This is a genomic window from Glutamicibacter soli, from assembly GCF_003309065.1.
In the GTDB taxonomy this organism is placed as follows: domain Bacteria; phylum Actinomycetota; class Actinomycetes; order Actinomycetales; family Micrococcaceae; genus Glutamicibacter; species Glutamicibacter soli.
This window is the reverse complement of sequence record NZ_POAF01000009.1, coordinates 1-11,733: the sequence shown is the minus strand read 5'-3', so window position 1 is coordinate 11,733 and position 11,733 is coordinate 1. Positions and strand designations below refer to the sequence as shown.

Sequence of the window (11,733 nt, the reverse complement as noted above, 5' to 3'; positions counted from 1 at the left end):
TCGGTGGGAGTCATATGCGCTCATTGCGAGTGATTGCAATCGAAAATCCCGTGATCCGCTCCATCAACTACTGTGATTCCCCCAAGAACCCATCGCATAGGTTGATCGAACAAGAATCATCATATGCGTAAGTATGGACATTTAAGGAACAAAACCAGACGACTAGGTAGGCCATCGCTCGGAAATAGGTAGGGCTAGAGTATGCTCTGTGGCCGGGAGCACTTCATCATCCGTCGCGACAGGCTCCGCCAGCAGTTGCCGACGGTCCGTGATACCCAATTTCGCATACGAGCGCTGCAGGTGTCCCTCCACCGTACGCGGGGACAAAAACAGCTCCTGGGAGATCTCGTGATTGCTCGCCCCCGATGCGGCACGCACGCACGTTGCAAATTCACGAGCCGTCAACAGCGCTTCATCAACACGCGCCCGACCCAGTGCCGGCGTATTAACCTGTTCCAGCGGCTGGGCGATTTCGACCGAAAGCCCCAGCAGATGAGTGGCCACCGTGCGCCGACCCAAAACCCGAGCACGCTCCGCGGCGCTCGCCGCCAGCTGGGCAGCCAGCAGTAGCTGCCCTCCATCGACATGGGCCTGCACAAGCTGTCCCACATTCAGCTCCGCCGGATCCTCAAGCGCCGCTTGATACCCCGCCAGCGTCGCCGCCAGCGGCCCCTGCACCTGCAACGCAGCTTCCGACAGGCGTGAAGCATCGGCCACCAGCCCGCACTGCCACGCTTCGAGCAGCAGGCGCATCACCAGGTTCTTCCGGCCGAATCCTTCGGCCTCAGCAAGCAGCTTGTGCAGATACTCCTCAGCGGCCTGCTCGCCTTCAAGATCCAAAACCACCGACAGGAGCGAACGCTCGGCGATCGGGCGCAGGATCTGACCCGAAACCTCGGGCTGAGCACGCGACATGTCCAGGTAGTACGACGCCTTGGACCGGTCGCCCAGCAGGGAGGCGGCATACGCGGCAAACGCCGCTGCAAACCCCTTGACCAAATACGGGTCGCCCACCGACAGCAAGCCGATGGCCTGCTCCAACGCAGCCAAGGCCTGCGAAGCCAACCCGGACTCCAGATAGCCCATGCCGATGCTCACCATGACGTTCCCGTGATCGGCGTTCGCCTCCTTGAGATCGTCACCTACCGTCAACTGGGCAAACTGCGCAGGATTCATCCCCAGCGCGAACGCGATCGTCGGGAACGCGAAGACCAGTTCGGACCGAACCGAGGCAGGCCACGTCTTCCACTCCGGCGAGGACGAAATCCGGACGTACTCGGCCATCGCCTCCTCGGCCAACCCGGCGTAGGACTTCTCGATCAGCACATGGGCCAGGCATGCCGCCCGACCTTCACTGCGCAGCTCGGGCATCGACGCATATTCGCGCAAGGACGCGATATCAACAACCTTATTGGCCCGCGAGCGGATCAGTAGCAGATACGCGGCAACGCCTGGCGGATCGCCCGGGCGGGGTTCCAGGATCTGCTCAGCCACTGCGAGCCGCCCTAGACTTGCATAAGCGATCTTGGCGGCGACAAAGCGGATCTCCGGCGAACCCGTTGGCAGGTGCTCCTGCAGCAAGGCCAATGCGGCCTCCGGCTTGCCAAGCTCATACAACGCATCCGCGCGGGCAATCAGCAACGATTCCAGCTGGTCGGGGGAGTCGACTCGCTGCTGGTCCAGCAAATCGGTCAACGCGATCACCTGCGAGAACTGCCGCGCGCTGGTTGACTGCTCGACATCAAAGAGCAGCTCGCGAATCGGAACGGTCAGCCCCATCTCCAGCCGATGCCTGGTGAACCGGCTGCGCGAGGCCGAGTCGAAAAGTTCCCAGGACAGCTTCTCCTCGATGGTCTTGATATGCCGGCGCAGCGTGGACGAATCGAAACTGCTGAAAACCAGTTGCGAGGAGAGCCCCGCCCCCAGCCGGACGCGCTCCGTGCGCTCGCCGGTAATGGGGTTCTCCGAAACGAGGTCGAGGCGGACCAAGTCGGCGTCGATGGCATCATAGATTGACTGGCCCATGAGTTTGCGGGCCACCGGCAGAGTGACCGGACCCGTGACCGCCAGGAGTTCCAGGGTCTCCCTGACGTTTTCCGGCTGGTCGCTCAAGCGGGCGTTGATCAGGTCCGTGGTGCGTTTCCCATGCGGTGTCCAGGCCCTGTTGAGCGTCCAGTAGTCCTGCTGCTTGGTCAGCGCCCCGGTGGACTGGGCATCAAGGGCCAGCTCACGCAGATGCAGCGCATGTCCGCCGGAGAATTCCAGCAGCGAAGTGACTGCGCTCGAATTGACGGCGCCGCCGAGGATCTCGGAGAGTATCAGGTTCGCGTCGTCGTAGGAGAGGGGCGCAAGTTCTATGCGCATGAAACTCGGGGAGGAAATCAGGGAGCGCAGCTCCGAGGGCAGCGAACGTACTGCCGCCGTGGCGACCACCAGGCGAATGTTTCCGGCGGTAGCGAACTGCTTGAGGACAGCGGCGCTTTGCTGATCCACGTATTCCGCCTGGTCCAGGAAAATCCACTGGGTGCGTTCGCTCGTGGCTCGGCCGATGCCCGTGACCAGCTCCGTGGGCGACGTGCCTGTGGATCCGTTGGGCAGTTGGGTCGCGAGGACGCTCAACGTGGAAAAGGGAACGGAGCTCAGCGCTTTGGAACCGACAATCCAAATGAAATTGGATTCAATGCGATCCATCAGCTGCAGCGAAAACGTCGTGCGTCCAGACCCGACGTCCCCGATGATGAATATCGGACCGCCGGTGCGTGCTGCTTCGAGTGCCGTGTACAGCGCTTTGACACGGGAAGGCAGTATGTCTCGGCGCTCAATATGGAAGCCAGTCATCCTACTAATATCAAACTCCCAGGTTGAGCCGGTCAAGTAGCATTGCCTCGCAACCCAAGTAGTTTTGAGGGTATTCAGTAGCGACTTTACTAGCAATAATGTCCCGGTCAACGGCTAGGATTTTCCGGTTATTCGACAGTTGGCGAAAATACGCGCGCAAAACTCAGAAGTTCATAGCGGCAAAGCCGTGCACGAACCAGAAGCTGAAATTCCTCACATGTTCGAAACAATAAGGCTTTTCTTCGTAACATTCCAAAAAAGCTCGATTTGCGTGAAATTAATCCAAATTCAATGTTCTCGAAAAGTTGTCGTCAACTGACTCAAATGAGTTTCTCGAACCTTCGGATTAGCACCCATAACATTTCCAACGGTGTTTCCCGCACAGGTGGGGAACGCAGGGTCAATGGCCTCTAAATGGCGGCTTGTGAGCTCCAACGCGGCTGCCGCTGCATTTTCTTCAACATGCGCAATTGTTGAGGCTTTCGGGATGGCGATGGTCCGGCCCTCGCGAATGGCCCAGGCGAGCAGGATCGGGGCCACGCTGGCTTGAAGGTCCTCGGCGGCATCGCCGCCAGCGCCAGCACCAGGCCGACGGCGGTGGCCGATCCGAACAGGAGGCGCACCGCGCGCACCGGCCAGCTCTGCTCGGGCACGAAGTCGTACATCTGCGTCATCCACAGTCCGCTCAACGCCATCGCCAACCCGGCTGGAAGCACGATCCGGCCCGCGATCCGGTGGTACCGCGGATGCCGGTCGCGCAGCCCGCGCAGGAATTGGAACGCGCCGAGCCCGCAGAACACCATCCCGCCGACAAGCTCCGCCTACTCATGACGCGTGTCTTTCCAGCGGCGAGATGGAGATGACGATTTTGCCCCGTGCGTGGTGGGTGCCCGCCGCGGCCAGCGCCTGCGGTGCCTGCTCCAGCGGGTAGATAGTGTCCAGCAGCGGAGAGATGCGTTGCGCGGCGAGCAGCACGCCCAGCTCGGTGAGCGCCGGCGCGGTGACCTTCCCCGTGAAGACGCGCACCCGCTGCGAAGCGATGAGCCCGTACCACTGGGCCTTGAACACGCGCATCAGGGCGCCGCCGTCAGGCCCGGGAACTCCGCTGTTGGGGAGGATGGACCCGCCGGGCGCCACGACGCGGCGCCAGTCGCGGATGCGCACGGCGCCCGCGTTGTCGATCACTGCGTCGTAGGGAATCGGCGTGTCCAGCGGGCTCGTGGTTTCGTAGTCCAGGACGTGCTCGATCCCCAGCGACCGCACCCGCTCGATGTTTCGCCCGGAGCACACCGCGATGACTTCCGCGCCGCGCAGCGCCGCCAGCTGCGCGGTGAACTGGCCGACCCCGCCGGCCGCTCCGGTCACCACAACCCGCTGGCCCGGGGCCACCCGCGCGACGTCGACGGCGCGCAGCGCGGTGGTACCCGCAACTGGAACGGCCGCGGCATGTTCCGGGGATATCGCGTCGGGAAGCGGTGCGAGCTGGTGCTCCCTGGCCAGGGCGCAGTCGGCGAGGGTGGCGAGGCCCTGCCCGAACACCGGGTCGCCCGGCTTCCAGCGAATGACCCCGGGGCCGACGCCGGCCACCACACCCGCCAGGTCAAGGCCGAGCCTGCGCCGGGCCGGGCGCTTCAGCCCGTGGCCCGGCCGCACCATGCGGGGCACGCCGCGCATGAGGAAAACGTCGGCCGCGTTGACCGAGGCGGCGGCCACCCGGACCAGCACCTGGCCCCTGGCCGGCTCGGGGACGGGCACGTCGCCCATCGTCAGGGTGTGGGCCTCGCCGTAGACGGGCTGCAGTAGTGCACGCATGGGAACTCCAAAAGGGTATGGGAGGCCCAGGCTCCGTGGCGCGGGCATGGTCCTTGGGCGGTGGGACGCCAGGGAGCTAGCGTTGAGCGGCGCTAGGCATCGGCGGGTCAGAACGCGTCGTCCCCCTGGTAGGAGAAGACCTCGTCGAGCGGGACGCGCAGTGACTGCGCGATTTGGAATGCCATTTCGAGCGAGGGCGAGTGGCGTCCCTGTTCGATGGCGATGACGGTCTGGCGCGAGACGCCGAGCGTGGCTGCCGGGCCGGCCTGGGTGAGCCCGAGCTCCGTGCGCAGATCGCGGATGCAGTTGGTGACCTTGGTGGGTTTGGAGCCGCCCACTAGAACCCCCTGCGGTAGGCGGACAGCGTGACGCCCGTGCTCACGACGGAGCCGAGGAAGGATCCGGCGAACAGCACCGTGGCAGTCCAGAAAAGCGGCGCGGCCAGGGCCAGCATGACAAGCGTCGCCAGCACGGCGACCCCCGTGAGGCCGCTGCCTGCGGTGGCCGCGTAGCGTTCGATCTCGTGGTCGCGGGCGTCGGTATGCGCCTCGCCGCGAACACGTATCCACAATACGAGCATGGCCAGCGCGTAAAGACCGCCGCCGAGAATGAGGGCCCAGAGCATCGGACCCTGCCAAGCGACCTCGGCGAAGGGAAGCCCGTCCGAGGCCGCGCGGATGACGATGACGATCCAGTATGCGGCGAAGGTAGCGATGCTGAGGATGAGCCCCGCCCAGGTATACCGTTCTGTGAATGTCATGACATCTCCAGATGTAAATAATTTTTTACATCACAACCGCAGGACCGGGGAGCACGTGTGTCAAGAATTTCTACATGATTCAGAGTTCGAAAAACTGTAGACGTCCGCCGGGGTCAAGCTTGGGGTGGCTAAGCGCCAATGAGCTGGCTGGCCCGGCGAATCAGGAGCGTCGTTCGATGATTGTCGTGCTCGGCAAAAGGCGACCAGCCGGACCGACGGAATGCTGCGGAATATTGATGGGTGAAATGTCCGGAATGAAAACGAGGTGCGAACCTCGACTGCGTCAACAGTCGAAGGTTCGCACCTCGATATTGGGGTGAGTAACGGGGTTTGAACCCGCGACCTTCTGGACCACAACCAGACGCTCTACCGACTGAGCTATACCCACCATGTTCACTTTGAACCTAGTCACAACGCGATTGCGTTTCAACCGAAGTCCTTGGCAACGAGAATTACTATACACCGAAACTTTGAGGAAACGCCAATTCACGTTTTCCGGTGCCGAACATGGCATTTTTAGGTGGGGTAAATTTGAGTTCATGCCTACTTCTGCAGAAAAACTTGTGTGGATCGATTGTGAAATGACCGGGCTCAGCCTGGAAAACGACGCATTGATTGAGGTCGCCGTCCTGGTGACCGACTCCGAACTGAATGTCCTGGGCGACGGGGTATCCGTCGTGATCAAGCCCGAGCCCCAGGCCTTGGAGCAGATGGGCGACTTCGTCCGCAACATGCACATCAATAGCGGCCTGCTCGAGGAGCTCGACGGCGGCATGACCATGTCCGAGGCCACCGCCATTGTCATGGACTACATCCGCGCCTACGCCCCGGAGCCGAAGACCGCCCTGCTGGCAGGCAACTCTGTCGGCACCGACAAAACCTTCCTGGTGCGCGATATGCCTGAGGTGATCGAGCACCTTCACTACCGCATCGTCGACGTGTCCACGATCAAGGAACTCAGCCGCCGCTGGTATCCCAAGGCCTACTATTCGGCCCCGGCCAAGGACGGCAACCACCGCGCCCTGGGCGATATCAAGGACTCGATCGACGAGCTGCGCTATTACCGCGCCGCGGTCATGGTTCCAGCGCCGGGTCCGACCTCGGCAGTAGCCGCGGGGATCGCCGCCGAGATCAAGTCGAACCCTTCCTAGGAGTCAATCGACGGCGCCCCGGCGGCGGGTGATGCAACCCACAGCCGCCGGGGGCGTTCGCAATTGGCCAGCACCGGGAGAATGTGTGTATAGTATTTCTCGTTGCCGAATGCGGGGTCACCACGCAAAAGCGTTTTGACTTGGTATGAAAGCGAACATGGTGGGTATAGCTCAGTCGGTAGAGCGTCTGGTTGTGGTCCAGAAGGTCGCGGGTTCAAACCCCGTTACTCACCCCAAACGATCACCCGGTCGGAAACACTGTTTCCGGCCGGGTGATTTTCATTCCCCGCCGGTGCCACGCGGCGCCGGAAATCCAATGGTGTGATTCGCTTCGCATGCGGGCTGTCGTTCAGGGTTGGCGCAGCCCTGCATGCTAGAGTTTCGCTTGATTCTTTGGTAATTTTGGGCGTCCAACGCCCGGCCGTGGGAGAAGTTCGCAAGGGGGTCCGATTCGGCCTGCTGACATGCGCAAAGTACACGCGGCAAACCGCCGCCCCGAGCGGTTCGAGGACGGCGAAAGGGAAAAGATGGCGCCAGATATGCGGAAGGAATCCGCCGCGCGGCCAGCGGCAGACGCCCCGTCGGCGACCGCCCGCCGCGCGAGATTCGACCCGCTGTGGCAAGGGCTGGTCGGCTCGGTCATGATCGCCCTGGGATCCTTCGGTGTCGGCTGGCTGGCCAGCGTCTCTCCGATGAACCGCAATCCGCTGCTGATCGCCATCCGCACCGAATACGCCGGCGTCATTACCTCCACCGTGGTGCTGACCCTGGGCTGCTGGATCCTCTTCCGTGCCTGGCTGCGGCTGGGGCAGATCCACGCGGGCTGGGGCCCGGAATCGCTGAAGGCGGTCAAGAAAGCCGTCTGGATCTGGTCGGCGCCGATGCTGCTGGCGCTGCCAATCTTCTCCCGAGACGTCTTCGCCTACATCGGCCAGGGCCGCCTGGTCGACGCCGGGCAGGACCCGTATGTCACCGGCATCTCCTCGCTGAACAACTGGTTCCAGCTGGGCACCGACATCACCTGGGCGCAGGACGAAACCCCGTACGGCCCGCTGTTCCTGCTGCTTGAATACTGGGTGTTCCGCGCCGTCGGCTTCAGCCCCGACCTCTCGGTGCTGCTCTTCCGCCTGATCGCCTTCGCCGGGGTGATCCTGTGCCTGATCTACGTGCCGAAGCTCGCGGCCCTGCACCACGTCTCCGGGGCGAAGGCCGCATGGATCACCGTCGCCAACCCGCTGTTCCTGATCAGCTTCGTCGCCTCCGCGCACAACGACGCCGTGATGGTAGGCCTGGCCGTGGCGGCAACCTACTACGCCGCCACCCGCCGCGGCATCCTCGCGGTGGTTCTGATGACGGCTTCCATCGGCATCAAGCCGATCACCATGGTGCTGCTGCCGTTCATCGGCCTGCTGTGGGCCGGAACCGACGCGAAGTGGCCGCGCAAGATCCTCTACTGGTGCTACACGCTGGCGCTGTTCGCCGCGATCATGCTGGCCGTCGGGCTGGCCAACGGCTACGGCATCGGCTGGCTGAAGGTCATGCTGGGCACCGGCACCGGGTCGGTGCTGTTCGCCCCCGTCGGCGCCCTGAATGCGCTACTCTCCGGGATCTTCGAGGCCTTCTCGCTGCCCACCAACTGGATCCTCCCGGTGCTGAAGGTCGGCGGGCGCCTGCTCTCGGTGGTGCTGGTGCTCGTGCTGATCTTCAAGGGCAAGCCATCGCACCTGGTGCAGCGCATGGCGCTGGCCTTCACCGCGCTGGTGGTGCTCTCGCCGATCGTGCAGCCATGGTACCTGCTGTGGCTGCTGCCGTTCTTCGCCGTGACCGGCATCCGCGACGACTGGCAGATCGTCTGGGTGTACTTCACCACCGCATTCTTCATCGCCTTCGGCGCCGCCGACCAGCTGTTCATCTGGCAGTTCCTCGGAGACCTCGACCCGTGGGTCAAGCACCTGTCCACCGGCATCTCCTGGGTCGCGATGTTCTACCTGGCCTACCTTGATCCGCGCACCCGTACGCTCTTCACCGGACTGGTGCCCTCCAAGCAATGGCTGAGGGTGTTCCGGGGCGGCCCCAAGAAGGGCGAGGTCGCGCCATCGTAGTCCCGATCCACCGCGAAAACCAACAGTCCGCGGCCGGACCGCGGCGACCGGGCCTGCAGGACTCTAAGGGGCCGATTCTCCAGGGGTTGCTGGCCTCGGTCATGGTCTCCTGCGGTTCCTGGGGTGTGGGCTGGCTGCCCTACGCCCAGGAATCCGTGCTTGCCCGATCCCCGCTGGTGCTCCCGCTGCGCGCCGAAACCGTCGGCGTCATCATCTGCACCCTGCTGCTGGCCGTCGGCACCGTGCTGATGTTCCGCGCCTGGCTGCGACTGCGCCAGACGACCAGGTCACTGGGTGCGCAGGCGCTTGGGCTGATGCGCCGGGCGGCCTGGACCTGGTCCGCGCCGATGCTGTTCTCCTTCCCGATCCTCTCGCAGGACGTGTACTCGTACCTCGGGCAGGGGCGGCTCATGCATTCCGGGCTCTCGCCCTACGAGAACTGGGTCTCCCAGCTTCCGGGCTGGTTCGCCCAGGGCGCGGACTCGCTGTGGGCCGAATCCTCCTCGCCCTATGGCCCGTTGTTCCTGATGTACGCACGGCTGGCCTACTTCGTCTCCGGGGGAGTCCCCGAGTACGGCGTGGTCATGATGCGGCTGGTCGCGGTGGCAGGCGTCGCGCTGTGCATCTACGCGATTCCGCGGCTGGCGCTCAAGCTCGGCGGCGATCCGTCCTGGACGCTGTGGGTCTCCGTGGTGAACCCGCTGTTCCTGATGAACATGGTCGGCGGCGTGCACAACGACGGACTGATGCTCGGCGGCGTGCTGCTGGCGTTCCTGCTGGTTTACCGCAAGCGCCGCGTGCTGGGAACCATCGCCATGGCGCTGTCGATCGCGATCAAGCCGGTGATGCTGCTGGCGCTACCCTTCCTGGGCCTGGCGATGCTCAAGCCCGAGGCCCGGCTGCGTTCCAAGGTGCGCGTCTGGCTGTGGATCACCGTGCTCACCACCGCGATCCTCGCCGCCCTGGGCGCCGCCACCGGACTGTGGTTCGGCTGGATCAGCGGCATGGCCAGCTCTGGAGACGCTGCGTTCCCGTATGCGCCGGTGGGTCTGCTCGGCCTGCTGGTCGGCTGGATCGGATCGTTGTTCGGCGGGAGCATCAGCACCGTGGCCGGCGTGGTCTACGCGATCTTCAAGGTGGTCAGCATGGCCGTCATCGCGTGGCTGGCGCTGCGCAAGCCGTCGGGAAATCCGCTGCTCTACTCGGGCTACGCGCTGGCGGCCAGCGTGCTGCTGGCCCCGATCATCCAGCCCTGGTACCTGCTGTGGCTGATCCCGTTCTTCGCGCTGGGCAAGAAGTTCAGCGTCGGTCAGGAGCGCCTGCTCTACGTGCTGTGCCTGGTGCTGGCGATCGCCGGCGTCGTCGACCAGCTCTCGGTGGCGCAGTGGTTCTCCCTGCTGTGGATGCGGATCTTCGCCGCCCTGGTCGGCCTGCTCTGCGTGGCCTACATGGTGTTCATCGACCCGAAGACCGCGCCGCTGTTCGGCCACCTGGGACGCCGGCTCAGCCCGCGGACCCGCAAATTCCTACGTATTCCCAATCCAGAAGAAACGAGGCAACAGGACCGTGATGCAACCGGTTAAGACCCTGTTCAACGCCCGCGAGGCGACGCGTCCGGTGATCCTATGGCTGCTGGTCCTGACCGCGGTCGGCGCCGTCGTCGCGGTGCTGACCAAGCAGTGGTGCCGCGTGAACGCCTGGCCTGCGGCCGAGCAGCACCTGCACATGTGCTATTCGGACTTCACCCAGCTCTTCGGCACCCGCGGCATGGCAGACAAGCTGTTCCCGTACTTCACCGGACTGCCGCCGGAGCAGGCACTGGAATACCCGGTGCTGCTGGCCATCGTCGCCGGCGTGACCGCGATGATGATCCCCGGCATCGGGTTCTCCCCGGAGCGCCAGCTGGCGTACTTCGACCTGAACTCCGCGCTGTCCTTCATCTGCTGGGCAGTGATCGTCGTGGCGATCGCCTACGCCGCCCGGCATCGCAGCCGCGACGCCATCATGGTCGCGCTGGCTCCGGGAATCATCCTCACCAGCCAGCTGAACTGGGACTTGTGGGCCGTCATGCTCGCCACCTTGGGTCTGCTGGCCTTCTCGCGCAAGCACATCGTGCTGGCTGGCGTGCTGCTGGGCCTCGGAGCCGCCGCCAAGCTGTACCCGTTCTTCCTCTTCGGGGCGATCCTGGTGCTGTGCCTGCGCTCGGGGCGCATGCGCCACTTCTGGGTGTCGCTGGCGTCCGGCGTCGTTGCCTGGCTGGCAGTTAACGTGCCGTTCATGCTGACAGCTTTTGAGGAGTGGAGCCGTTTCTACACGTTCTCCGGGGACCGCCCGGCAGGCAACTCCTCGATGTGGTTGGCCTTCGCGGGGACCGGCATGTCGGGTTCGACCATGTCGCTGCTGTCCAACGGGCTGTTCGGCCTGGCCTGCCTGGGCATCGCCTACCTCGGGCTGACCGCCAAGCGCCGCCCGCGCATGGCCCAGCTCGCGTTCCTGATCGTCGCAGCCTTCCTGCTGCTGGGCAAGGTGTACTCGCCGCAGTTCGTGATGTGGCTGATCCCGCTGTACGTACTTGCCCGTCCGAAGTGGCGCGAATTCCTGGTGTGGCAGCTGGTGGAGGTATTCCACTGGGCGGTTGTCTGGCTGTGGAGCGCCAAGGCAGTGTCCGACGGAGGATACTTCGGTGGAAGCTGGACTATCGAGATCCTGTACGGCCTGGGCATCTTGGCCCACATGGTAATGCTGATCTATATCTGCATCAAGATCGTTGGAGATATCCGCAATCCTGAACGCGATGTCGTGCGCGCTGACGGAACCGACGATCCGCTGGCCGGGCCGATTGAGAATGCCGAGGATGCCTTCGTTCTGGGAGCAGCAAAAAATAGCTGAGACTTGAGCAAGCACGTCGGATGCCGCCGATTTTCCTTTAAGGGAAAATCGGCGGTTTCCTTTTGCCCGGAGAATTCTTAGGACGTGCTGCTACGGGTCGGGGTCTTCGAGGGGGTCTTCGAGTTCCTCCCGGGTCCAGGGTTTCCCGCGCACCCATTTGGACTGGGTGAGCAGGTCCGGG

The 11,733-nt window shown here is 63.8% G+C and carries 10 protein-coding genes and 2 tRNA genes; 5 read left to right on the top strand and 7 right to left on the bottom strand.

From position 1 onward, the window contains the following. Nucleotides 1-162: 162 nt before the first annotated feature. The 7 genes from C1H84_RS15955 to C1H84_RS15930 form a co-directional block, all read right to left on the bottom strand. Complete coding sequence (locus C1H84_RS15955) at nt 163-2,874, bottom strand: LuxR family transcriptional regulator (protein WP_220124922.1); 2,712 nt, start codon at nt 2,872-2,874, stop codon at nt 163-165. 252 nt (nt 2,875-3,126) lie between these two features. Further along, nucleotides 3,127-3,351, bottom strand: a complete 225-nt coding sequence (locus C1H84_RS18725) for a hypothetical protein (protein WP_425323573.1) — start codon at nt 3,349-3,351, stop codon at nt 3,127-3,129. Continuing rightward, the gene (locus C1H84_RS15950; RefSeq protein WP_220124921.1) at nt 3,249-3,641 is read right to left on the bottom strand and encodes a DUF2306 domain-containing protein; all 393 of its coding nucleotides are present in this window, start codon (nt 3,639-3,641) and stop codon (nt 3,249-3,251) included. Before C1H84_RS15950 ends, C1H84_RS18725 begins: the two co-directional genes overlap by 103 nt. Before the next feature lie 22 nt (nt 3,642-3,663). Beyond that, nucleotides 3,664-4,650 carry an NAD(P)-dependent alcohol dehydrogenase gene (locus C1H84_RS15945; protein ID WP_181728178.1) on the bottom strand — a complete coding sequence of 329 codons (987 nt, stop codon included), beginning with the start codon at nt 4,648-4,650 and terminating at the stop codon, nt 3,664-3,666. Between the two features lie 107 nt (nt 4,651-4,757). After that, nucleotides 4,758-4,988, bottom strand: a complete 231-nt coding sequence (locus tag C1H84_RS15940) for a helix-turn-helix transcriptional regulator (RefSeq protein ID WP_113607953.1) — start codon at nt 4,986-4,988, stop codon at nt 4,758-4,760. Continuing rightward, complete coding sequence (locus C1H84_RS15935) at nt 4,988-5,410, bottom strand: hypothetical protein (RefSeq protein WP_113607952.1); 423 nt, start codon at nt 5,408-5,410, stop codon at nt 4,988-4,990. Before C1H84_RS15935 ends, C1H84_RS15940 begins: the two co-directional genes overlap by 1 nt. Nucleotides 5,411-5,722: 312 nt before the next feature. After that, nucleotides 5,723-5,798 (bottom strand) — tRNA-His (locus tag C1H84_RS15930). A gap of 151 nt (nt 5,799-5,949) precedes the next feature. Between C1H84_RS15930 and orn the strand changes: the two genes are divergently transcribed. From orn to C1H84_RS15905, 5 genes are all read left to right on the top strand, one after another. Then, nucleotides 5,950-6,561, top strand: coding sequence for an oligoribonuclease (orn, locus tag C1H84_RS15925; RefSeq protein WP_082123890.1), 612 nt, complete (start codon nt 5,950-5,952; stop codon nt 6,559-6,561). 160 nt (nt 6,562-6,721) lie between these two features. After that, a tRNA-His gene (locus tag C1H84_RS15920) sits at nt 6,722-6,797 on the top strand. Between the two features lie 303 nt (nt 6,798-7,100). Beyond that, nucleotides 7,101-8,663, top strand: a complete 1,563-nt coding sequence (gene mptB / locus C1H84_RS15915; RefSeq protein WP_181728177.1) for a polyprenol phosphomannose-dependent alpha 1,6 mannosyltransferase MptB — start codon at nt 7,101-7,103, stop codon at nt 8,661-8,663. Then, nucleotides 8,609-10,246: a polyprenol phosphomannose-dependent alpha 1,6 mannosyltransferase MptB gene (mptB, locus tag C1H84_RS15910; protein WP_146956149.1), complete on the top strand. Its 1,638-nt coding sequence runs from the start codon at nt 8,609-8,611 to the stop codon at nt 10,244-10,246. The genes mptB (C1H84_RS15915) and mptB (C1H84_RS15910) overlap by 55 nt, the downstream gene beginning before the upstream one ends. Then, entirely contained in the window at nt 10,233-11,552 is a 1,320-nt protein-coding gene (locus C1H84_RS15905; RefSeq protein ID WP_053797978.1) for a glycosyltransferase family 87 protein, read from the top strand. The genes mptB (C1H84_RS15910) and C1H84_RS15905 overlap by 14 nt, the downstream gene beginning before the upstream one ends. Nucleotides 11,553-11,733: the final 181 nt, after the last annotated feature.